Raw genomic sequence first — 21,953 nt, 5'->3', positions numbered from 1 at the left:
GCCTCATGTTTTGGCCTGTGACAATTTGGTGGGTATACAGATCAAGTAGCAAAGGTGTTTTAGCATGTTCGGACCTGTTGGGTTCTTGTCGAAATTATTCAGAGCATGTGCGTTTATTGTGCTCGGCCTTTTTTTTGCTAATGCGGCAGAGGCTGATTTTGACCTTGAACCAGGAGATCAAGTTCGCGTCTCCCTAACGGGGTTGGATGACCTATCCTTTGACGCAACAATTGACGCCCATGGCGACGTAAACCTGAAATGGCTGGGACAATTCGAGGCACAGGGGCTTTCGACGGAAAGGCTTGAACAACTCGTCCGGCAGGACGCAGCCGGCAAGATCGTCAAGCAATACGATCTGAACGGCGAAATCTACATAATCCAGCTAGCTGGCGATGAGATTGAGATTGCGCGCAACGGATACCGGCCAATCATTATCGGAGGTGACGTGGCCCGAACCGGTCAGATCGACTTCCGACCGGCGATCACCGTACGCGAGGCTGTTGCGCTGGCTGGTGGTGTCCGCAGCATGTTGTTGGCCGATGACGTGACGATCGATCCAATCCAGCTGCTGCGTTGGCAGACGGCTTACGGCCAAGCGGCCCTACAACACGCGCAGGGACTAGTTCAATCGTGGCGCAGCTCGACTGAACTTGCCCAGGACATGGATCTTGAACCCCCGGCCCCCGAGGTCGTTAGTGTTTCGCCCAAAGTATTGGCCGAATTGATCTCTGAGCAGATCAAAATCCGCGGCATTAGACAGCAAAACGAGACCGGTGAACGGGGTTTTTTCGAGGACGCGAAAAGACAGGCTGCCGAGAGAGTCAGAATTCTGGAAGAACAAATAAGCGAGCTGGCAAAGGCGCTGAAAGCGGATGAGGAAGAAGAGGCCCGTGTGGTCAGTCTGGTTAACAAGGGGTTGGCCGCGGGATCGCGGCTGGCGGACACGCGCCGTACAACTGTTTTGTCCGCCACTCGCTTATTGGAAGTTGAAGAGGATCTGGCCGGCACCAGCCTGATCCTGACCCGGCTAAATCGAGATCAGGAACAGTTTGAACAGGAACGAACCCTATGGTTGCTACAGGAACGCAGGGATGCAAGTCTGTCTGTACGCGACGCCAAGCATCAGTTGGACACGATCTCAAAATATTTGGCCGGCGCGTCAAATGAAATTGGAACCGAAAGCCTAATTACCGATATCGACTACACTGTCACGATTTTCCGAGTAAAAGACGGCCAACTTCAGCAACTTGTCGCGGACAAGCTGACTCAGTTGCGGCCAGGTGACAGTCTGGAGATATCGGTTCAGGAAGTCACCGACGACGTGCCGTTGACGGAATAAGGTTGATGTTGAGCACGGTATAGCTGAGGTCAAAAAAGCGCTTTGAGAACGTTGCGTGGCCTTTCGCAAGTATTAAGAGTTTAGTGAGTTCAAAGTTGACTAGTGATGTTGATACATTTTTTACAGCTCCTACCGGGGGGCACTTACCCCAAGGTCCAACAAGCCGGAGTCTCTTCGGTTCTGACGGGTGTTTCGAAAATAGTGAGCCATGTACGGCCTCAACTTGCATTGGGGGCCTGGAATGGGGAATGAAACGAACATGGAAACTGCTTTCCGGACAAGGCGCGGGCCTGATTTTCTGTGCATAGGAATGCCAAAATGCGGCACATCAACCCTACAAGTGCTGCTCCGGGATCGTACCGTGATTTACGTATCGCCGCTAAAAGAAATCAAGTTCTTCGCGCGTGACAGGATCGGCTATGACGGTGGCCTAAGGAATTTTCTGTTTTCGAAACATTGGGCAGCCCGGCAAGAACGCCGCGCAGTGGCTCAGATCGCCAAGCAGGTTGCAACCGGAAAAGAGGATATGAAGCGCCTAAATTGGGCTTTGAGCTTTGTAACCGCGCGTCGAGATTTGGATTGGTATCTTGACCTCTTTCCAAGGAACCGGATCAGCGGTGACATCTCGCCTTGTTACCATATGCTGAATGATGACGAGGTTCAGCACGTCAAAAGCCAATTACCGCACCTCAAGATTGTGATCCTTCTGCGAAACCCGTTTGATCAATTATGGTCGCATTGCCGAATGTCCACGCGCGCCGTCAAAATAGAAGACGAGGTCGCGTTCTATCGTGAAAAAATTGATTACCAAATGGACATCTGCCCACGCTACGTTGATCTCGTTGAAAGATGGCAGAAGGTTTATGGCCCAAAAAATGTAATTGTCGACTATCTGGAAAGCCTGAGTTCAAATCCGGGCGAAGTACTTAACCGCATTGTCAGTTTTATTGATCCGCCGATGGGTGCAGTGAATCGGATCGCGGCACTCGATGCGACTCCCAAGGTGTTCAAGGGCAAGAAGATGTCTATGCCGGACGAAACTTGTGAATTGTTGCGGGATGCCGCATTGCAAAGGCTGGAGGGGTTTGAGCGTATTAATGAAGGCTTGGCCCGTCATTGGCGCTCAGAGGTCGGGCAGCGGTGTTCTGTAGGTTCCAGACTCACTAATTTATAACCAAAACAAGATGGTTGCAGCGAGAGCGATTACAGACAGGAATACCTTTAGGCATCGGTCATATTTGATTGCGATCCGTCGCCAATCTTTCAGGCGGCCGAACATGATCTCTATCCGGTTGCATCGTTTGTAGCTGTGCTTGTCGTATCTGACAGGCTTGTCGCGCGGTTTTCGGCAGGGATGCACGGTGCTATTCTACTATCTAAAAGGGCCTCACGGAACGCAAACTGCGTCATAGCCCCGATCTCCCCGTAACCAGTCGGCGGATGGCAGGGCTCTAGCCGCAAGTGTAATCGCTGACCTGGCTTGCGGTCATGAAGAACCGGATCGGCCGTCCAATCGTGTCAGTGACGGCATGTGGTTTCGTGTTCATGTCCTCCCTTTTTTGGTCCGATAAGACGCCCACACCCCCTCTTTAACCGCAGGCTCGAGTTTTAACCGCAGGTTCGAGGCCGTGCAGTACGTTTTGAGATAGGTGCGTCGATAGAAATCGTTCGGTTGTCGGGAGTTTCAGCAGCCAATCCCGTCATGATCCTCGCGAATACACCCATATCGCTCCACCGTTTCCAGCGATTGTAGAGTGTCGTGGATGGCCCATACTCCTTTGGCGCATCACACCATCGCAACCCATTGCGATTGATGAGGATAATACCACAGAGCACTCGCCGGCCATCAACCCGCGGTACTCCATGGTTCTTCGGAGAATACGGCCGGAGCCGCGTCATCTGAGCTTCGCTCAGCCAGCAATGATTGCTCATTAAATCCCCAATGCTTGGGGAACTTGAATCATGTAGGCCTGACGGCCTCAACCGGATTAATGGGTCCAGAGCCTAAAGGCGGGTGGCTAAAACCCAAGTCTTGAGCAACACAAAGCCGGAAGACCGGGACGGACAACGCCGCCTACAAAGCGGGTTTGCGTCGCTACCCTAGAATTGGGTCTCCATAGAGTTTGACGCGTTTTAGGTCGACACGCGTAGCCACTAAAGCTGAGGGTCGCACGCCCGCATTCTCCAGTTCTCGCATGGCCTGAAGAACAGACTTTCGACTCGTGTGGTTCCATCGGGTAATCAGGATAGTCCGATGAGACAGCTGCGACAGATACCCTGATTCAACAGCGCTCAACAGTGGCGGCGTATCCAGAAGGATAGTGTTGTAAGATGCAGACAGCGAGTGCAGTAGGTTCAAGAAAGCCGGAGAACACAGAAAATCCTCGACGGCCTCATTCTGGGCAGTATTGTTTTTGACACCGATTAACGGGAGGATGTCCAGTCCATCCTGCGGTGTTCCCACTATATTATCTTCGAACGACAATGGCTGATTTGTTGCCAGTTTCAGAGATTCTACCGTGACCTGCGACAGGTCGCGATAGGATGACGTCACCGTGTCACAATCGATGATAAGCGTTCGATACCCGGCCTGCGCACAGACCGAGCCGATCAGCAGAAGGGAAGAGGTATTTCCCTCATCCGGCAGGGCCGAAGCGCCTGAAAAGATCATGCACCCTTCCTCGGAGAACCGCTTCCCGTGTTTGTTTTCGAGATTTTTGGCGAAAAAATCGGCCGCCGGTGGCGACGTTGACTCGTCATCATTCCGCATGGTTCGGAGGCCGATGGCACTGCTGGCTAAAAGCTTTCGCCCATAATGCATCAGCGTAGGGTCAAACTTTCCCTTATCCATGAAGAAAGTTTCGAACGTTGGCTCTTCTCTGATTTCGGGGATGATCGCAGACAGCTTTACACCGGTGGCGCTTTCCAGTTCAAACGTTGTTCTCAAGCGCTTTTGCAGCAGTTCGTGGACCACGGTAAAGCCAAGGCCAATGAAGATGGCAGCAAACATGGTTGCAACGGCAGTTGATGATCTTTTGGGAGCAGAAGGGTCAACGGAAACACGAGCCTTTTCAATAATATGGGCCCCAGCATCCAGATAATCCCCTTGTTCAGCCCGACGACCAAGCTGGGCTACAAAATCCCGATAAATTGCTTCAACTACTAGCGCTTCATTCTCAATCCGCTTGGTGATCGAATCATGCTGAACCTGACGGATTTGCTGTTCCTTGAAGGTCTCGATGCTTTCGTCCAGCTCCGCCTTCTGGTTTCTGAGAACTTCTAGCTTTAGCTCTGAAGAGCCGATTGCAGTTTTGAGCGCCGCCGCCTGATCTTCCGGTGTCTCTTCAGCGTCTGGGAACTGCATAATCCTTACTTCAGACGCGTAAACAACAGCGTCCGGTATTTTTCCCTCATCAATTAGGAGCTGGAGGGCATTGAGCTGTTCTCTAAGTTTCTGAGACTCGGCACTGACCAGCTGAGCCCGTTTCTCAGATTTAATACGCTGCGCTTTAATGGTCGCATATTCTTCGGGCGAAAACGGGGTATCAATCGAGTGAGCTTCAAGCTCTGAGCTGAGCGTGTTTAGATCCTCGCGAATCTGGCCAATTCGGGTTGCCAGCCACTGCTGTGACTGGCTTAGATCATCCCGCTTCATCCGCGTCAGGACAGTTAGGTATTCAGTGGCCAGGCTGTTTGCGATATTTGCTGCTTTCTTCGGTGATTTCGATGTAACGCTAATCCTGTAAACTGCGGAAATTTCCCCGATCTGCTCTATTTCCCTGGAATCTAACAGCTTTTCGACAGTAGCTGCGCGCTGCATTTCAAGCAGCTCATCCGGTTCAAGATCACCGATTGCGGTGGAATCGCCGCCGCTGATCGCGTTAACGATGCCATCTTTCAAGCCGCGGGCCAAGGCGATCGGCGACAACGAAAACCCAGCATCTCCGGCTGAAAACTCGGGATCTTCTTGCAATTGCAACCGATCGACCACGCTTTCAACAAGGTCGGCCGAGCGCAGCAGCTCAAGCTCACTCTCCAACGAGGTCAGCGATAAGGGGAGTCCTGACACCTGCGGCGTGAACTGGGTTTCGGTTTGTATGCGAGTCTCAATCATCACCTTCGCGCTCGAGGTGTATTTCGTGTCGGAAGCGTAGGTCAAAATATACGCAGCAACCGCACAAATGAAAGCTACCAACAAAATCTTCAGGAACGATCGCCTTACAGCCCAAGCAATATTCGAAATAATTCGCAGTTCAGGATCTCCTGCCGGAGATAAACCTAAACCGGAAAGCTCTGCGTCTAAAACTTTTCGGTACTGATCAGTCATAACAAAAAAACAATCTCAAACGTCGACTAATGAACAATAGGGTCTTAGGGGCGTGGGCAACAGAAAAAACTGCACTTGCCAAAAAACAATGTGTTGGGATTGCCAATATTGACGCCTAAACCGAAAGGGGCGACCCTGTTAGGCAACCTATTATGTACCATTAGTATACAATCCGGGTTTGCCGGTCGTTTTTTGTTTTTAAAAAAAAGTCGTTCTTGATAGTGTCGGTCAAGTTAAACTTTTTTGTGTTTTTGAGAGTGAGTAACGATGGAGCGAATTTCGCAAATGCGATTGCCACATGTGATTGTCAGTGGTATGCCCGTCGCGCTAGTCAGTGACGCCGAACTGAGCTCCGCGATGTTGGACGACGTGGAACGCCGTCGAAACGGTAAGGCCCAGCGCGCATTGACGGTTTTCGATGCGAATGCCTATGGGATATCGCTTTACGACAATGATCCACAATTCGCTAAGGCTATAGATTCTGCCGACATTGTACATGCCGACGGTCAGATCGTAGTTTGGGCGTCCAAGTTTGGCCGTGGATCGAAGCACATCCCTGAGCGCACGGCAACTACGGATTTTATCCATTCTGCGGCCAAAGCAGCAGCTGAGCACGATATCGGGTACTACCTGCTAGGTGGTACAGAAGATATCAACCGCTCTTGTGCCGAAAAGTTGAAGGAGCTGCATCCTGGCCTGAACATTGCAGGTAGGCGAAACGGCTACTTTGATGACTCAGAGGTTGATGCGGTGATCGCCGACATCAATGCCAGCAAGGCTGACGTTCTTTGGGTTGGATTGGGCAAGCCAAAAGAACAGTTTTTTTCTCTCGAAATTGCATCTCGATTGAACCATTGCGCTTGGGTCGTAACCTGCGGCGGTTGCTTTCATTATGTTGTCGGCGACTATGCCCGCGCACCAATTTGGATGCAAAAGATCGGGCTAGAGTGGCTGCACCGCACCGCGACCGGGCCAACGCACATACGCAAGAGACACTTTCGCAGGTACCCTCATACGATAAGCGTGGTTCTAAAAAAAGATATTTTGAAGTTAAAATGAATTGTTGAAAAGGCTTGGGTCTCGTCTTCCCAGCGCTTTGTTAGTGGGTTGAGTTGGTCAGAAGGGAATTCATGTGGCAAAGGTGGATTTCATAGGTATTGGCGCGCAGAAAGCTGCAACCACCTGGCTGCATCATGTTCTTTCAGGTCATCACTCGATTTTGACCAGCGAAACCAAAGAGCTGAATTTCTTTACCGCAAATTATGACCGCGGGTACACATGGTATGAGAGCTGTTTTGAAGCCAGTACAGACAGCGCAATACGGGGTGAGTGCTCTCCGACTTATTTCTTCAGCCGTGACGCGGCCGAACGCGCGGCTCGATATAGCCCGGAGCTGAAGCTGATTTGCATTCTGCGAGATCCTATTGACCGGGCGTTTTCGAATCATATGCACGAAATTCGCAAAGGCCATATTCCGCCGGAAACAACGTTTGAGGATGCGTGGAAGGATAACCCCGCATATTCATTGCAAAGCCAGTACAAAGCCAACTTGAGGCGTTGGTTGGCAAATTTCGACCGTGACGCTCTGTTATTGCTGTTTTCCGAGGACATCGCCTCGAATCCAAATGCGATATACGAGCAGGTGTGTGGACACCTTGGCGTTGCACCCGAACAGCGCCCGGCCTCAATCACGGAACGGCACCACGAAAATATAACTTACACATACCCGGCGGTTCAGAAAACGCTGCGTTATGTTGGGGATGCAATGCGTTCACTGGGGATGCAGGAACTGGTGAAAAACCTGAAACAGGCACCCGGAGTCAAGCAGGCTCTTTCAATGAACAAACAGCACCTCAAAACGATGGTTACGCCTCCGACGCAAGAAACGCGAGAAATGCTGATCGATCATTTCCAGTCGGATATTGAGTATGTGGCCCAGATTACGGGGCGCGCGGTTCTGCCTTGGCCAACATGGCCGGAATTACATTCTGACGATACTGCAGCGAATGAGTAAAAAATGAGCGTATCAAACTCTGTTCAAATAGCTGGAGATCTGCGCCTGAATCAGGTTATGCGGACGGCACGGCGTGTGTTGGGCGCGCGCTTTCTGGGCAGCGAAGATTTTCTGCCCGTTATCTCAACTGAAAAAGGCGAGCAACTGGCCGCTTTGGCCCGAAAAGCCCGTGGCCAAATTGCGGCCCCTGTCCTCGTTTTGGGTGTAATGCCAAGATCGGGCACGAATTTCTTGCGAGACTTGATCGCAATGCACCCAGAAATAAGTGCTGATCCGGGCCGGCTGTACGAGTTCCCTTTGTTGCATGCGGCAGGGGACGCCGCGGCATTTACTCGAGATTTCTTGCGGTATTTCCCTAAGAACGAGGAAGTTGTTGGAGAGTATGACGTCCTGGCCATGCTCGCAGGCAGCTGGTTCAGAGAGTTGCAGGCCCAAGTTGAAGGCAAGCACATACTGCTGAAATGTCCGCATGTTCACGACCTTTCGTTGGCGCGGTATATCTTTCCCGACGCAAAGATCATCCTGTGTTTGCGGGACGGGCGCGATGTCGTCGACTCGTCACTCAAGACGTTTTCACGGTTCTCACTAACTAGCAAAAACTTCCGCCAATTGGCGGATGAATGGCGTTTGGGTGCCGAGGCCATCATGACATTTGCCGAAGGTGGCTTGAACCGTAACGACGATACAATGGTCGTCCGCTACGAAGATATCCTTGCCGATACGCATAAATACGTAAGAAAACTCTTGTATCATATTGGGTTAGATGAAACCGCGTTCCCTTGGGATGAAATCGACAAGATGCCCGTTCGCGGATCGTCCCGATCGAAGGCTTCGGACCAAGAGCGCTGGCAGCCAGAGACCAAGTCTGTGGATTTCAACCCGATCAAGCGCTGGGCGTCATGGTCAGACGGAAAAAAGGCGAGGTTCGACAGAATAGCAGGGCATGCGCTAGAGATGGTCGGTTATGAGCGCTGACGCACGATCTCAGGCGGGACCTCACATTGCGATCTGTATCGCAACCTATAAACGTCCACAGGGATTGCGGGCATTGATTGACAGCCTGAACAATCAGCAGCTTGGCGTCCGCGATGTGCGCGTAACGCTCGTGATCGCAGACAACGCTCCAGCTACGACGGCCCGGTCGGTTCTGGGCGAAATTCAGGATTTGTCATGTTGGCCAGTGATTTACGTTCTGGAACACGAGCGCGGGATCGTATCGGCGCGCAACCGGACATTGGCTGAGGCCCCACCGGATGCGGACTATTTTGCATTTCTTGATGATGATGAAACCGCCTCTGAACACTGGCTGGCACAGATGTTGGATACAATCACCCTGCCAAATACTGTCGCGGTGCAGGGAGCTGTCGAACCGCGTTTTAACGTGGTGCCACCCGTATGGATTGAGCAACTGAACCTGTTCCGCATGGGCCCTTATGAGCAAGGGGCAGAGCTACCGGCTGCGGCGACCAACAATTCCATGGCGGATGCCGCGGCCATTCGAAGTCGGGCCATGAGGTTCGATCCCCGGTTCAACACTACCGGTGGCGAGGATGAAGAGTTCTTTTCACGTCTTCGCCTCGACTCGGGTGGAACGATCCGCGCCGCAGCGGAAGCTCTGGTCTGGGACCAAGTGCCTGCTCACCGAGCCACGATGAAGTGGCTCCGCCGGCGTTGGTTCCGCATGGGGAATACATTGGGCCATATCGCCCTGATCCGTCGCCACGGAGTTGTAAAGCGGGCGCTCAAAGGTGTTGGGGCCATAGGCTGGGGGAGTGTGATGTGCATCTTCCTGGGGTTCGGTTCAAAGGCAAGATGGCGCCAGGGTGCGCTTGAATTGTATCGCGGGGCTGGGATGCTGGCGGCGTTTTTGCGAATCCGGTTCAACGAATACAATACTTCGGCTGTCAGCGTGGACCGAGCGGGGGGAGGCTGATATGGGTAACTCAAAACCTGAGTTTTCGATCATCATTCCAGCTCGCAACATGGAACGTTATATCGAAGAGACGTTGGAAAGCGTATGCCAGCAAACAATGACGGAATTCGAAGTTCTGTGTATTGACGATGGCTCGACAGACGACACCCGTGAGATCTTGGAGCGTTTCGCTAGGCGCGACGGGCGTTTTACGCCAGTGACTGGCCGGGCCAAAGGTGTCGGTGCGGCCCGCAACCTGGGTTTGAGTTTAGCGCTCGGAAAGTTCGTGCTGTTTTTGGATGCGGACGATTTGCTGCACGCTGAAGCGTTGCAAAGATACTCGGATGTGCTGGCAACGTCCGACGCCGTTGCAGCCATCGCCGGTGTTCAACGGATCAACACCGTGGGTCAGGAGATGAATGGCGTGGACAACCGCTTACTTGTTCCTAGCAAGGACCAATTGGCTGTGTTGCTGCGTAAAAACTACGTGGTGAATGGCGGTGCGCTTGCGATGAAAGCCGATGCAGCGCGGCAGTCCGGCGGTTATGAAGAAGACCTCGTGTATGGCGAGGATTGGGAGTTCTGGTGCCGTGTCGCTTTGATCGGAGGGTTCGCCGTAGTCGAAGGACCGCCACTTTTGTATTATCGGCAGGTGGCCAGCGGAGCGAACTTCAGGGCCCGTGATCCCGCTTTTGCCCGGCGAGTGCCGTGCATCGAAAAGGTTTCAGCCAACCCGGCAATGCGGCAGGCCTTCGGGTCGCGGTTGCGATTCCTGCTGCGTGCCCGGAAGATTGATATCTTCTGGTCCGGGGTTCGGAACCAATATCAGTATGGGCGCAAACCACTAGCGCTGTTGGAAGGCGTCTGTGGGATGTTTATGTATCCTGACAGCCTGTTTCGCCCAAAACTGATCTATAGGTTCGTGCGCAGTTTGGATCGAAGGGTGTAAGCTTAGGCTAGGGGCTTTCTCGCGCTTATGGAGAGGATGGGGCAAATGCCACTTTCACGGCGGGCATTTTTGTTGCGGGGCACGGCGGTAGCCGCCGCGCCAATTGTGGGTACGCTAGTGCCCAGTTTTACAGCGGCCGCCGCCGACAGGGCCGATATTGGATATGTCGGAGAGAATGGGTTCCAATTGACGGTGATAGACACGTTGTTCGACATGTCGACCCCGGTCGAAGTGTTGCGTTCCGACCGGGTGCGCTGGTCACCGGACCCGACAAACGGGTTTGGTGCGTCGGGCAAGCTGAACGGATTGCCGGGCTATTTCTCGGGCGATGCGCATACCACAGCGCCGCAAATATTTACTGCCTGGCCTAAGGTTCAGGAGCAAAGTCGGAAGGACGGTTTTCGCATCGGTAACTCTGCGATTCAGCCGCAGGCAGCGGCGGATCAAACCGACAACTGGCGTGTTCTGATTGACGGACAGCCAGCGGGCATTGTCGGTCTCTGGCGCAAGTCTTCGCCCATTCACACGCTAGCCGTTGCTGATCGTCGGTGGGAAAGCACCAAGCGGCATTTGGTGACATTTGAACTGGACCGCGCCATTCCCCAAGGTGCGGTTCTGAGAATCATGGGTCCATCCTTTGCCGAGACTGAATATGTGAAAGACCCAGACGTATTTAGTGAATCCATCCATGTGTGTCAGGCGGGCTATCCTTTGACCGGGCCCAAAAAGGCTTATGTCGGCAGTTGGCTGGGACAGGATCAGGTCGGCAAAAATGGCAACACTGATGCACTGTTGTCACCCGCAACAGAATGGAGCTTGGTTTCCACGCAAGATGGTGCGGTTGTTCGATCGGGTCGTTTGACCTTGGCCAAACCCTCCGAAGAACCACATCGGAAGGGCCTTAACTTCAATGGTTGCAGTATTTATGAGGCCGACTTCTCCGACCTTGAACTTGATGGTGAATACCAGGTTCAGGTAGCTGGATTAGGGCGGTCATTCCCGTTCAACGTATCCCTGGCGGCCTATGATGAAGCGCTCCGCCTGGCCGCACGATGGTATTTCCACCAAAGGTCTGGCTGTGAGATCGCCGCACCTTTTGGTGAGGGCCGAACCCGTCCCCGCAACGGGCATCCGGCAGATGGGCTGAAGGTCTGGCAGACGGATCTGAAGCTTGGGTACATGAGGGATGGCTACGGCAAGGTGCGGGCCCCAAAAGCGCTGTCGGACAATGTAAACGCTCTGGGCGGGTCAGACACCGCACCCGAGCGCTCATCTATGAAGGCCAACCCTAAAGCTTGGGGCGGTTGGCATGATGCGGGGGATTGGGATCGGCGCATTCAACATATGGATGTCGTCTTTCACATGGCCGATATCGTCGAGACCTTCCCCCACTGTCGCAGTCTGAATCTGAACCTTCCGGAAAGCGACAAAACCTTTTCGCACGCGGATGTCGCATCGCGCAAAGACGATGACGATAGGGGTGACGGCGAAACCGTTCTGCCTGATCTGATCCACGAGGCACTGTGGGGGGCATCGCTGTGGCGTCGAACTCAGCACGAAAATGGTGCGATTATCGGAGGGGTCGAGTATTCTATCAGCGGAATTCTGGGCTCGGTGTCATGGAACCCGGTTCAGAAAACCTATGCTTATGGCCCAGAGGATTGGGCTGCCTATCGTTTTGCTTATGGGGCTGCAAAGCTGGGACACGTGATCCATCACGTCTGCGGCGATACCGTTCTAGGAAGTGCCATCGTCGCCGAGGCAACACGCGCCTGGCTTTGGGCCGAACAACAGCCAACCGACGGCTTTTCTGACTCTGCACTGAGCAGAGTTAACCAGGTTCGTATCGCCTCGGCCGCGGTTGTCTACCGAGCTAGCGGAAATCCGCAAGCGCGCAAGGTATTTGAAGACCAAAACCCTTTCGTGCCACAAGCCGAGAAGCCAGACTCTTCTTTGAAAAAAGAAGTGTTTCCGGCCGCTTATCTTGAATATGTGCGGGCCGGGCGCGAGGGTCGAAAGGTTTATGCCGAGATCGTTGCAGCCATCGAAGGGTGGATCAAGCATCGAACCCTGAACGGTAAGCGCATGGGGCGCGATTTCGGACTGCACAACACTGCCGCTTATCCCTGGGGTCTGGGATGGCTGCGCTTTGGCCCCGGCTCGAACTGGCGGGCGGGGCAAATGGCAATGTATTTCGCGTCAGAAGGTGAGGCGACCACGGAAGTGCATAACGCTGCAGTTGAGGGAATGTGGTTCGGACTGGGATGTAACCCCGCCAACGTAAGTTTCGTGCAAGGGGTGGGGCATCGGGAATTTTCTGATCCGCTCTTTACGGACGAACTCAGTGGCAAAAAAATCCCCGGACAGATCAGTTTCGGCGTAGCGGGGGGCAAGTTGTATGAATGGGAACAGCGTAAGACCGCCGGAGCGTTCTACCCACCCAATCAGGAAGCCTGGCCTATCTACACACAGATATTTGAAAGCCACAGTATTGCAATCGCGGCCGAACATGGGATCAAGTCGAATGCGATGGAATGGCTGGTGGCCTGCGCGTTTGCAACTCTGCCTGCCTGACCTACTCAATAATACCAAGGTTCTCAGAGCACCGGATCGCGGGCCTTTCAAAAGCTGTTGAAACCCTTTGACACTCTTGCTGTCTTGACTATGTGTACTCCAACACCTGCGGAGCCTTGCCGTCTATAGATTTCCGCATTGATCAACTAGGAGCGCGTCAATGTTGTTTCTCCGTTCGGCACTTGTATTTCTTAACTTTTGCTCTTTGCCGGTAGCGGCATTGGCCCAGTCAGAGGAAAACAAACCGACCGGTTTGATCATGGAACTCAATACGGTTCAGGATCTTGGTCAGGCATGTAGGTTGACCTTTGTGATCGAAAACAAAACCGGAACTGCAATTGACGAGGCCAGCTTTGAGACGGTGATCTTTGACGCCGCAGGCAGCGTGGTCAGCCTGTCGCTCTTCAATTTCCGTGACCTACCAGAAGATCGCCTGCGTGTGCGCCAGTTCCTCTTGCCCGACAGGGACTGCAGTTCGGTCGGAAAAGTCCTGATCAACGGTACAAATTCATGCAAGGTGGCCGGGGCGGATAGTTCGATATGTGAAGACGGGCTGGAACTGCAAAGCCGAACAGATGTGGAGTTGATTGGATGAGCCCCTTTGATGCGCTGCGCGAAATCCTTGATCTTGGCGGGCCTGTTGTTGCGATCCTGATTGCGATGTCTGTGGTGACCGTTGCTGTCACGCTTTATAAACTCTGGCAATTCGCCGCATCCGGCGTCGGGCGTCACCGGGTGTTGTCCGAGGCGCTGGCTGCCTGGGATGCTGGCGATCCGCAAACCGCCCACGCCCGTCTGGACAAAAGCCGCAGTTATCTTGCCCCTCTGGTACGGGTCGCGATGAATGCCTCAGATACGCCGGGTCTGGACCAACGGTTGGATGCCGAGGCGGGTCTGGCGCTTGCCGGGCTTGAACGCGGCTTCCGACTGTTGGACACCGTGGCGCAGCTTGCGCCGCTGCTGGGTCTGTTCGGTACGGTCCTGGGGATGATTGAGGCATTCCGTAGCCTGCAATCCGCCGGGTCGTCGGTCGATCCATCATTGCTTGCCGGTGGTATCTGGGTCGCCCTACTGACAACGGCTGTGGGACTGGCTGTGGCGATGCCGACCTCGATGCTGTTGTCCTGGTTCGAAAGTCGCACGGCGCGCGAACGGGTCTTTGCGGACAAGGCGCTGCGCACAATTCTGGTGCCGGGGCAGGCCGTTCCACAGGCCGACGATACCCGGGCTGTGGCGACCGCCCCCGGACATGCGTAACACCGCACCCTTTGTCCGACGTCCCATGTCGATGACTCCGCTCATCGACGTGATTTTCTTGCTGTTGCTGTTCTTCATGCTGACTTCGACTTTTTCTAAATTTGGCGAGATCGAGTTGAGCAACGCAGTGGGCGGCAGCGCGACTTCGGCTACACCGACCGAGCGGTTGTTCCTGCAGTTGGGGTCGGAACGGCTGGTGCTGAACGGGCAACCGGTATCCCTTGGTGATCTGGAAACGCAATTGGAGGCCGGGCAGGTTCTGGTCAGTTTGGACCCGGATACTACGGCGCAGCGCGTCATCGACGTATTGGTCCGGCTGCGCGGGCGTGACGGGTTAAGCGTTCTGGTGCTGGAATGATCAAGTACAGGCGCCCCAAACGCAGACGCGACTCGACGATTGCCCTGATCAACGTCGTTTTCCTGATGCTGATCTTTTTCCTGCTCACTGGCACGCTGGCCCCGCCGCTGGATCCGGATCTCGAGCTGGTGAATACGGCAGACCTAGAAGGGCGCGAGCCACCCGACGCGCTGATACTGCACGCCAACGGCACGCTGAGCTATCGTGGAATTCCAACCGACCCCGAAACGCATATGCGTGGCCAGGGGGCTGAGGCTGTGCGCATCGTCCCCGACCGAAACGCACCGGGCCCGCGTCTGATCGAGGTGACCGGAGCGCTACGCCGTCTGGGCGCGTCATCCGTCTTTGTTGTGACCGAGAAGGCGCTGGAATGATCCGCCGGTCGGTTTTGATTGCGGCGGCGGCCATTCTGGTGTCGCTGTTTTTGCACCTGATGGGGTTAAGCGTGACCGGGCAGCGGCTTGCAGAAGACGCGCCAGGCGGTCAAGCGCCTGAATCAATTGAGCTAAGCACGACATTCGAGGACCTTGCCGAGGTTGTCGCCGAGCCGGTTGAACCCGAACCGGCCGAGGCACCAGAGCGACCGGTGGAAACGCGGCCTGAGGAACCAGAAATCCCGGTCAGTGAGGCGCTTGTAGCGTCGGAAAACCCGCAGGAGGTATACGCGCCTGATATTGGCGAAGCCGAAGTGGTCCAGCCGACTGCCACGGAACCGGTGGAACCCGATGTGGCAGAGACCGAAAACACATCCGAAGGGGATGCTGCCGCCAGCGAAGATGTCAACGAAACCCCACCCGTCGAGGCGGAAACGGCGACCGAAGCGCCAGAAGGAAACCCAGAGGCAGACGCGGTAGAGCCAGAGATCGCGACCGAAGTCCAGCCCGTAGCGCCCGAACCGCAAGAGCTGGCAGCGCTGCCGGTCACCCCGTCGCCCGAGGCTGCGATTCCCGTTGTCCCGTTGGAGAACGAGGCGATTGAGCCGGATGATCCGGTTGAACCGACCGACCAGGATGCGACGGAGGATGTGACAGAGCTGGCCGTGACGTCCTCGATCCGACCGCAGCGCCCCGACCGGCAACCAACGCCCGAAAGGCGGGGCACCCTGAACGGCGCGCGGGACTTCAGCGAGTTGCAGTTCCCGTCAGAGGTGGTTGAATCGCCCCTTTACGCCTATAGGCGCGAAGGGCTGGATGCCTTCACGTCCGGCAGCAGCGGCAGCCGTTCGGGCGGGCGTGGCCCCGGAAATTCGGACACCACCAACTATGCGGGTGAGGTCTTGGTCCACCTGAACCGCGCGCCCCCGGTATTTGTAGCGGCCCGAGGGTTTGCCAAAGTGTTTTTCGAAATCAATCCCGATGGCACGCTGGCCTGGGTTGATGTCGTCGACAGTTCCGGGTCGTCCGATGTTGACCGAGCTGCACGGGCGCAGGTGCAGGCGGCCTCGCCTTTTCCGTTGCCGCCAGGTGGGGCCAGCCGCAAGCTGTCCTTTTTCTACACAAGCAATTGATTGGTGGGTTTCCTCACCCGATTTATCCATCACAGAACCTGTTTTGAGCGGGATTTTGCCCAAACCTGCCCATTTTCGGCAGGTGGGACCAGACCCCAGGAAGTCTCAATTGCAAACATGTACGTTTCTTGGCATTTAAAGGGGCATCGTCGCATTTCTTTGATCAACTTTTTGTAACGAAACACTGCTGATCGCGAAACATACGTAAATACTCAGGAAATTGGGTTTTGTGCGGTATTCTGCATTTGCAAAGATGCAACAAATACCAACCTTGCCCAGAATGAAATACAGCGAAACCATTGCGCACGCTCGGAATTTGTCCGAGTAGGCCAGCAGTCGCCATAGCGGCTGCACTCCTCTCAAAACTTGTGGGTTTACCATGAAAAATCTTCTCATTGCATCGACGGCTCTGATTGCAACTGCAAGCGTTGCAGCGGCCGACGTTAAATTCAGCGGCTACGGTCGTTTTGGTATTGGCTACCAAGAAGATCGCACCGGTACTGTTAACAACTTTACCACGGACGCAAACGGCGACATCGTCGCTGATGGCACCGCGAACGTCGACACCGACAACACCATCCTGGTCTCGCGTTTCCGCCTGAACATCGACGGCACCGCAGAAACCGATGGCGGCGTTGAGTTCCAGGCACGTGTGCGTCTGCAGGCTGATGACGATTCCGGCAACGGCGAACAGAACAGCGCGGGCCTGAACGGCGCACGCTTCTCGGTCATCTACGGTGGTCTGCGTGTTGACGCCGGCAACGTTGCAGGTTCCTTTGACAACCTGGCAAACTACTTCGGTAACGAACCGGGCCTGGAAGAGTTTCTGGGTCAGTATTCGGGCGTGAACTACAGCTTCCTAGAGTACACCTCGACCGGTTCAGGCGCGAATGCTGTGTTCTTCCAGTACGCAGTTGGCGATTTCGCATTCGGCGCGTCATATGACCAGGCAACGATTGCTTTTGACGGTGTTGCGCAGGACGCAGACCGCTGGGACGTCAGCGCAACCTACACCTTCAACAACATCACTGCCGCTCTGGCTTATGGTCAGACCAAGGCGAACGTGAACAGCGCGAGCGAAAAGCAGTCGCTGACCGTTCTGACCCTGGGCGCAGAATTTGGTGACTTCTCGGGTACCTTGTTTGTTGCGGACGATGACGTTGTTGATGATGCCGAGAACGGTACCGCATACGGTCTGTCGCTGGCATACAATCTCGGCGCCGCAACCACCCTGCAGTTTGCTTACGGTGACGGTTCGGCTGACAACGATACCCGCAATATCGGTATTGGCGCCATCTACGACCTGGGCGGCGGTGCATCGCTGCGTGGTGGTATCGGCGAAATCAAAACGGGTGACGAGGACGGGCGCATCCGCGCTGACTTCGGTGCTCAGTTCAACTTCTAAGTTGAGCTAAATCACAAAGTTTAAGGGCAGGTCTTCGGACCTGCCCTTTTCTTTTGCTGCTAGCTTACATCTTCTCAAAAAACAGAATGACTTCGCCCAGCCGGACGCCATAACGCGAGACATAGGCCCGATTTAGCAGACGGTCATCGTCCAGCAGCCACATCCAGTCGTCAAAGTTGACCCGCATGGTGCCCTCTTTGACCGGCAGGTCGATTTTGTATGTCCAATTGAACGTATCGCCGCGCTCGACCCCGCTGGCGGTTCCAAGAACGCCGGGGGCCGTGCCGGTCCAGGTGTCCTCGCCCGTCTGGGTCAGCGTCCATATACGTTGTTCGGTGGCACCGTCATCATAGACGAAATCCTCAACCAGAGTCAGGGTTTCACCATCCCACGTTCCGTCGATATCAACCGTAAAGCGGCGCGGAACGTTGCCCAGAACATCCTGAAACTGGCCATAGGCGACGGTCTTGCCCTCAAAGAACTCTTCAAGGTTCAACTGCCGGTCAGATAGAAAGGTCTTGGGAACGCGCGGTTTGGCTGAACAGGCAGTCAGAACGGCCAGTCCGGCGATCGCCAGACCCGCAACAAGGACCCGACGCGAGATCATTGCAGCGGCCTTTGCTCGGCGTGCGCATCATATCCGTTTGAACCGGGGACATGTGCGGACTTAACCTCGGGCGCAGGGCGCATCGTGGCAATCAGCTCTGCGACCTTGATACCGAACTTGCGCATCTCGGATCGGTTCATGATCACACCGTTTTCAGTCAAGTACATCCAGTCGGTGACGTCCAAAGTGTGCCCACCGGCATCCTCAGGCAAAATGATTCGGTAGGTCAGTTTGACGGTCGACCCCGAAATCGTGCCTTTGCCTTCGCCGACGATGTCGTCAGCCATGGCGGTGAACGTATTGCCGGTACCCAGTGTCAGATACCATTTACGTGTCATCTGTTTGCCGTTGGAATAGGTGAAATGCTCGGCCAACGTGCCGGTGTTGCCATCCCATTTCCCAATCATGCGGGCGACAAAGCTGTTCGACATCTTGCCGTTCGGCCCATAGATCAGCCCTTCGGACAGGATCTCTCCGTTCAGGACCTCTTTCATTTTGAACACGGGTCCCGTGCCGGTGTAGTCGGCCGGTGTTTGCGACCGAAAGCTCAGGAACCGGTTCTTGGCTATAAACAAAGCGAGAGCGGCGAGCAGTAAAACAACAAGCGTTTTCATTTGGCTGAGACCTCCGTGGGCAACGTCAGGACCATGCCAAACGCGCCAAGTTTCAGGATGCAGGGTAGTACCGCATAAGCCAGATTGAGTGTTTCCAAGGCTTGGGCGGAATTCGATTGGCCAGGTGAAAAGCCGCTGCGTTCTAGCAGAGGCAATGTAAAGAAGGCGGCGAGCGCAAGGCCCAGTTTTCCAGCAAAGGACCAGATGCCGAACGCGGCTGAGGCATTCAGGCCAGCGCGGGTCAAAACGACCGAGAACATGGCCGGCAGGACCACCATGTCAGCCCCGAGCGCCGCGCCAGAGGCAAGGCAGATCAGGGCAAAACCGAAAAGCTCACCCGCTGGCAACATTGCAGCCCCGATAAAGCCAGCGATGGACAGCGGCATTGCGATGATCAGGGTCTGTTTCGGACCAATGCGATTGCTGAGCTTGGCCCAAAGCGGCACGCTGGCGCCGGCGCTGAGGAAAAACAGGATCAGCAAGGGGCCGGCGCTGCCCGGCAATTGCAATCTGTCTTCGACAAAGAACAGAAACAGGGTTGAGGTGATGGCGACCGGCAAACTGTTTACCAGCGCCAGTGCCAAAAGGCGAAGGGCCCCGGCCTGACCCAGCCCTGCGAAAGACAGGCCTTCGCCAGTAATAGGCGCGCGCCGCCACATTGGGAATGTCAGCGCGATGGTTACGATCGAAAGGACGCCCAGAAACAGCCCAAAGGCGGGGTATCCCTGCGCGCTCGCCCCTAAAGCGACGAACAGTGCAGGCGCGCTCGCGGCAATGACAACCCCCGCCAATTGTCCACCTTCACGGAAGGCGGCCAGCGTCATCAGCTCTTTTGCATCTGGCGTTTTGGCCAGCGTTGCGCTGCGCCCGTAAAGCAAGATGGTCCCAAGGCTATAGGCAGAAAACAACAGGATCAGGATCAGGATCAGCGATGTCAGACTTGCGCCTTCGGGCAGGGCAAAAAGCAGCGGAAAGCCAACCGCCAGCCCGATGGCGGCCATGGCGGCGAACAGCAACTGACCGCCCGGCCATCGGTCGATGGCCCAGCCAATCAGCGGATCCTGCACCAGATCCACCAGCCGGATAACCAGCAAGACGGTCCCGATCACCCCAAGGCTGATCCCTAGATTGACTGCCGCAAAGCGCGGCAGGTGGATATAAAGAGGAATACCCGCCGCTGCGAGCATCAGCGCATATAGGCTGACCCGGGGATACAGCATCACTGTCCCTTCAATTGCCGCGTAAAGCTTGCGGATCTGGTATTGTCTCCCAGAAAGATCGACATGAATGTCTTTTTGACGCCTGGCCCGGACAGGGTGCAGGTTTTGCGCCCGTTCCGCCAGAAACCAACCTTGTTCGGCCCTTCTGAGACGGCCAGATAGCTGTCGCCTTTGCTGACAGCCTGAAAGCACTGCTCAAGCTGGGCTTGTGTCAGCCCGCTGTTTCCTTGCCGTGTCATCTCATCCAGCGTGGATTCGACCAGAGCTTTCTGCTTGATGTTCTTGCGGTAGGTCAGCTGCAACCCGAAATCATCGCTCCAACTGAACGGGACACCGTCGGGCGTGAACAGCTTTGCATCATAGATCGGCAGGCCAAGATACCGGAACGTCGCGGATCCGCGTAGCTCTGCATTCGGCAATTCGTTCGACACAGGTGACGCTGCCAGCCCGCCCGGGGCCAGCAAGGTCAGCGACAGCAGAGCGACGCACCAGACCGAGCTATTCGGCCGCGACAGGGATGACCGGGTCGTTTTTGGCAATGCCATTGTCAGCTCCGATGGTTTGCGGGGTGCCATTCAACTGCGCAACAACATGCATCGCGCTGGCAATCCCGTCTTCGTGAAAACCATGCCGGTTATATGCACCGGCAAACCACGTTTTGTTCTGTCCCTGCATGTCGCGAATTTGCCCCTGGGCCTTCAATGCGGCTTGATCGAAAACCGGATGGGCGAATTCGACTTCGTCATAGATTTTGTCTGCGGGAATATCCGCCGCAACATTGAGCGTTACAAACATCGGATCATTGTCCGGAATGTTCTGCAACCGGTTCATCCAGTAGGTAACGCCGACATTTCCGGCCTGTGAACGATAGGTCCAGCTGGACCAGCAGGCCCGCCTTTTGGGCATCTGGCCGGGATCGCAATGCAAGACGGCCTTGTTGGGCTGGTACTTGATCGCGCTAAGGGCAGCAATTTCTTCGGGTGTGGCGCTGTCGCCCAGAATGGCAAGCGACTGGTCGGAATGGGTGGCAAAGATGATCTCTTCATAAAGGTCAACCTGACCTTCGCTGAGTACGGTCACGCCCAGTTCGTTTCGCTGGACGTGTTGTACAGGCGAGGCGACGCGGATTTCGCAACCGCGGGCCCGCAATGCAGCCTCGATCCGGCGGACATATTCGATGCTACCGCCTTTGACCGTCCACCACTGATGCTGTTTTGACCGATCACCGGCCAGCAAGGCATGGTTCTGAAAGAACTGCACCAGCGAACGTGCGGGAAAGCGATCAATGAATTCGACGGGGGTAGACCAGATCGCCCCGCACATGGGCATCAGATAGTTGTGGCGGAACCAGTGGCCCAAACGCAGCTCGTCTATCAGTTCGCCAATCGTAGTGTCATTGTTCTTGGCAGCTTCTGGGGCTTCTTTGCCAAAGCGCAGGATATCCGAAATCATCTTGTAATAGGCCGGACGCATCAGGTTGCGTTTTTGCGCTGTCAGCGTGCGCAGATTGTTCAATCCGTATTCAAGGCGGCCATTATCGATCGTTGCCCCAAAGCTCATCTCGCTTTTGGTGACCGGGACGTTCAGCTCGTCGAATAGTTTGGTCAGGTTGGGGTAAGTGGCATAGTTGAACACGATGAACCCGGTGTCGACCGGTTGATCGCCGTTTTTGCCCGCCACCACCGTTCGGGCGTGGCCTCCCAATCTGGGCTCGGCCTCATAGATCGTTACATCATTGTCTTTGGATAGATAGTAAGCTGCGGATAGACCGGAAATGCCTGCACCTACAATTGCGATTTTCTTGCGTACGCCCCTTGGTTCGTCGAACATGTGATCCTCTTAGTTCGGCAATTTAATAGGATTACGCATC

At 55.0% G+C, this 21,953-nt stretch carries 20 protein-coding genes and 1 pseudogene; 14 read left to right on the top strand and 7 right to left on the bottom strand.

Translation table 11 applies throughout. The features are described from left to right. Window positions 1-64: 64 nt before the first annotated feature. Window positions 65-1,339 (top strand): polysaccharide biosynthesis/export family protein, encoded by a 1,275-nt coding sequence (locus DS906_RS15520; protein ID WP_113791023.1) that lies wholly within the window; start codon window positions 65-67, stop codon window positions 1,337-1,339. Between the two features lie 259 nt (window positions 1,340-1,598). Continuing rightward, window positions 1,599-2,513, top strand: a complete 915-nt coding sequence (locus tag DS906_RS15515) for a sulfotransferase domain-containing protein (protein ID WP_233494812.1) — start codon at window positions 1,599-1,601, stop codon at window positions 2,511-2,513. Here DS906_RS15515 and DS906_RS15510 read toward each other — a convergent pair. Next, a pseudogene (locus DS906_RS15510) lies at window positions 2,508-3,271 on the bottom strand (IS5 family transposase). The gene DS906_RS15515 and the pseudogene DS906_RS15510 overlap by 6 nt on opposite strands. Window positions 3,272-3,434: 163 nt before the next feature. Further along, the gene (locus tag DS906_RS15505) at window positions 3,435-5,666 is read right to left on the bottom strand and encodes a Wzz/FepE/Etk N-terminal domain-containing protein (RefSeq protein WP_113791021.1); all 2,232 of its coding nucleotides are present in this window, start codon (window positions 5,664-5,666) and stop codon (window positions 3,435-3,437) included. 267 nt (window positions 5,667-5,933) lie between these two features. Here DS906_RS15505 and DS906_RS15500 point away from each other — a divergent pair, with 267 nt between their 5' ends. The 12 genes from DS906_RS15500 (at window position 5,934) to DS906_RS15445 (ending at window position 17,642) form a co-directional block, all read left to right on the top strand. Continuing rightward, complete coding sequence (locus DS906_RS15500) at window positions 5,934-6,725, top strand: WecB/TagA/CpsF family glycosyltransferase (protein WP_113791020.1); 792 nt, start codon at window positions 5,934-5,936, stop codon at window positions 6,723-6,725. Window positions 6,726-6,798: 73 nt separating this feature from the next. Continuing rightward, the gene (locus DS906_RS15495; RefSeq protein ID WP_158541334.1) at window positions 6,799-7,680 is read left to right on the top strand and encodes a sulfotransferase; all 882 of its coding nucleotides are present in this window, start codon (window positions 6,799-6,801) and stop codon (window positions 7,678-7,680) included. A gap of 3 nt (window positions 7,681-7,683) precedes the next feature. Further along, complete coding sequence (locus DS906_RS15490) at window positions 7,684-8,655, top strand: sulfotransferase (RefSeq protein ID WP_113791018.1); 972 nt, start codon at window positions 7,684-7,686, stop codon at window positions 8,653-8,655. Then, on the top strand, window positions 8,645-9,613 hold the full coding sequence (locus tag DS906_RS15485) for a glycosyltransferase family 2 protein (RefSeq protein WP_113791017.1): 969 nt from the start codon (window positions 8,645-8,647) through the stop codon (window positions 9,611-9,613). Before DS906_RS15490 ends, DS906_RS15485 begins: the two co-directional genes overlap by 11 nt. A gap of 1 nt (window position 9,614) precedes the next feature. Then, window positions 9,615-10,541 carry a glycosyltransferase family A protein gene (locus DS906_RS15480; protein WP_113791016.1) on the top strand — a complete coding sequence of 309 codons (927 nt, stop codon included), beginning with the start codon at window positions 9,615-9,617 and terminating at the stop codon, window positions 10,539-10,541. A gap of 45 nt (window positions 10,542-10,586) precedes the next feature. Next, window positions 10,587-13,115, top strand: coding sequence for a glycoside hydrolase family 9 protein (locus DS906_RS15475; RefSeq protein ID WP_158541333.1), 2,529 nt, complete (start codon window positions 10,587-10,589; stop codon window positions 13,113-13,115). A gap of 160 nt (window positions 13,116-13,275) precedes the next feature. Then, the gene (locus DS906_RS15470; RefSeq protein ID WP_113791014.1) at window positions 13,276-13,710 is read left to right on the top strand and encodes a hypothetical protein; all 435 of its coding nucleotides are present in this window, start codon (window positions 13,276-13,278) and stop codon (window positions 13,708-13,710) included. Beyond that, window positions 13,707-14,372 (top strand): MotA/TolQ/ExbB proton channel family protein, encoded by a 666-nt coding sequence (locus DS906_RS15465; protein ID WP_113791013.1) that lies wholly within the window; start codon window positions 13,707-13,709, stop codon window positions 14,370-14,372. The genes DS906_RS15470 and DS906_RS15465 overlap by 4 nt, the downstream gene beginning before the upstream one ends. Then, a complete protein-coding gene (locus DS906_RS15460; protein WP_233494811.1) occupies window positions 14,365-14,730 on the top strand; it encodes a biopolymer transporter ExbD in 366 nt (121 codons plus the stop codon). The genes DS906_RS15465 and DS906_RS15460 overlap by 8 nt, the downstream gene beginning before the upstream one ends. After that, window positions 14,727-15,104 (top strand): biopolymer transporter ExbD, encoded by a 378-nt coding sequence (locus tag DS906_RS15455; protein WP_113791012.1) that lies wholly within the window; start codon window positions 14,727-14,729, stop codon window positions 15,102-15,104. The genes DS906_RS15460 and DS906_RS15455 overlap by 4 nt, the downstream gene beginning before the upstream one ends. Further along, entirely contained in the window at window positions 15,101-16,237 is a 1,137-nt protein-coding gene (locus tag DS906_RS15450) for an energy transducer TonB (protein ID WP_113791011.1), read from the top strand. Before DS906_RS15455 ends, DS906_RS15450 begins: the two co-directional genes overlap by 4 nt. Window positions 16,238-16,616: 379 nt before the next feature. Then, window positions 16,617-17,642 (top strand): porin, encoded by a 1,026-nt coding sequence (locus DS906_RS15445; RefSeq protein ID WP_113791010.1) that lies wholly within the window; start codon window positions 16,617-16,619, stop codon window positions 17,640-17,642. 64 nt (window positions 17,643-17,706) lie between these two features. Here the strand turns inward: DS906_RS15445 and DS906_RS15440 are convergent, their stop codons facing one another. Genes DS906_RS15440 through DS906_RS15420 form a run of 5 tightly spaced genes read right to left on the bottom strand, consistent with a single transcriptional unit; the run spans window position 17,707 to window position 21,913 of the window. Continuing rightward, window positions 17,707-18,249: a DUF3833 family protein gene (locus DS906_RS15440; RefSeq protein ID WP_113791009.1), complete on the bottom strand. Its 543-nt coding sequence runs from the start codon at window positions 18,247-18,249 to the stop codon at window positions 17,707-17,709. After that, window positions 18,246-18,863 carry a DUF3833 domain-containing protein gene (locus DS906_RS15435; protein ID WP_113791008.1) on the bottom strand — a complete coding sequence of 206 codons (618 nt, stop codon included), beginning with the start codon at window positions 18,861-18,863 and terminating at the stop codon, window positions 18,246-18,248. Before DS906_RS15435 ends, DS906_RS15440 begins: the two co-directional genes overlap by 4 nt. Continuing rightward, the gene (locus DS906_RS15430) at window positions 18,860-20,083 is read right to left on the bottom strand and encodes an MFS transporter (protein WP_113791007.1); all 1,224 of its coding nucleotides are present in this window, start codon (window positions 20,081-20,083) and stop codon (window positions 18,860-18,862) included. Before DS906_RS15430 ends, DS906_RS15435 begins: the two co-directional genes overlap by 4 nt. Continuing rightward, window positions 20,083-20,628, bottom strand: a complete 546-nt coding sequence (locus tag DS906_RS15425; protein WP_113791006.1) for a hypothetical protein — start codon at window positions 20,626-20,628, stop codon at window positions 20,083-20,085. The genes DS906_RS15430 and DS906_RS15425 overlap by 1 nt, the downstream gene beginning before the upstream one ends. Beyond that, window positions 20,582-21,913 (bottom strand): NAD(P)/FAD-dependent oxidoreductase, encoded by a 1,332-nt coding sequence (locus DS906_RS15420; RefSeq protein WP_113791005.1) that lies wholly within the window; start codon window positions 21,911-21,913, stop codon window positions 20,582-20,584. The genes DS906_RS15425 and DS906_RS15420 overlap by 47 nt, the downstream gene beginning before the upstream one ends. Between the last annotated feature and the right edge of the window lie 40 nt (window positions 21,914-21,953).

Source organism: Ruegeria sp. A3M17 (assembly GCF_003318255.1).
GTDB lineage: Bacteria > Pseudomonadota > Alphaproteobacteria > Rhodobacterales > Rhodobacteraceae > Ruegeria.
The sequence above is the reverse complement of the archived record's forward strand: the minus strand, read 5'-3'. Positions and strand labels throughout refer to the sequence as shown.

Bases quoted from the DNA above. Each gene is read 5' to 3' on its own strand.
- DS906_RS15445 (WP_113791010.1), top strand. From the start codon at position 16,617: ATGAAAAATCTTCTCATTGCATCGACGGCTCTGATTGCAACTGCAAGC.
- DS906_RS15425 (WP_113791006.1), bottom strand. From the start codon at position 20,628: ATGGCATTGCCAAAAACGACCCGGTCATCCCTGTCGCGGCCGAATAGC.
- DS906_RS15490 (WP_113791018.1), top strand. From the start codon at position 7,684: ATGAGCGTATCAAACTCTGTTCAAATAGCTGGAGATCTGCGCCTGAAT.
- DS906_RS15500 (WP_113791020.1), top strand. From the start codon at position 5,934: ATGGAGCGAATTTCGCAAATGCGATTGCCACATGTGATTGTCAGTGGT.
- DS906_RS15485 (WP_113791017.1), top strand. From the start codon at position 8,645: ATGAGCGCTGACGCACGATCTCAGGCGGGACCTCACATTGCGATCTGT.
- DS906_RS15520 (WP_113791023.1), top strand. From the start codon at position 65: ATGTTCGGACCTGTTGGGTTCTTGTCGAAATTATTCAGAGCATGTGCG.
- DS906_RS15505 (WP_113791021.1), bottom strand. From the start codon at position 5,666: ATGACTGATCAGTACCGAAAAGTTTTAGACGCAGAGCTTTCCGGTTTA.
- DS906_RS15515 (WP_233494812.1), top strand. From the start codon at position 1,599: ATGGAAACTGCTTTCCGGACAAGGCGCGGGCCTGATTTTCTGTGCATA.
- DS906_RS15430 (WP_113791007.1), bottom strand. From the start codon at position 20,083: ATGCTGTATCCCCGGGTCAGCCTATATGCGCTGATGCTCGCAGCGGCG.
- DS906_RS15465 (WP_113791013.1), top strand. From the start codon at position 13,707: ATGAGCCCCTTTGATGCGCTGCGCGAAATCCTTGATCTTGGCGGGCCT.
- DS906_RS15480 (WP_113791016.1), top strand. From the start codon at position 9,615: ATGGGTAACTCAAAACCTGAGTTTTCGATCATCATTCCAGCTCGCAAC.
- DS906_RS15460 (WP_233494811.1), top strand. From the start codon at position 14,365: ATGCGTAACACCGCACCCTTTGTCCGACGTCCCATGTCGATGACTCCG.
- DS906_RS15470 (WP_113791014.1), top strand. From the start codon at position 13,276: ATGTTGTTTCTCCGTTCGGCACTTGTATTTCTTAACTTTTGCTCTTTG.
- DS906_RS15440 (WP_113791009.1), bottom strand. From the start codon at position 18,249: ATGATCTCGCGTCGGGTCCTTGTTGCGGGTCTGGCGATCGCCGGACTG.
- DS906_RS15450 (WP_113791011.1), top strand. From the start codon at position 15,101: ATGATCCGCCGGTCGGTTTTGATTGCGGCGGCGGCCATTCTGGTGTCG.
- DS906_RS15475 (WP_158541333.1), top strand. From the start codon at position 10,587: ATGCCACTTTCACGGCGGGCATTTTTGTTGCGGGGCACGGCGGTAGCC.
- DS906_RS15455 (WP_113791012.1), top strand. From the start codon at position 14,727: ATGATCAAGTACAGGCGCCCCAAACGCAGACGCGACTCGACGATTGCC.
- DS906_RS15435 (WP_113791008.1), bottom strand. From the start codon at position 18,863: ATGAAAACGCTTGTTGTTTTACTGCTCGCCGCTCTCGCTTTGTTTATA.
- DS906_RS15420 (WP_113791005.1), bottom strand. From the start codon at position 21,913: ATGTTCGACGAACCAAGGGGCGTACGCAAGAAAATCGCAATTGTAGGT.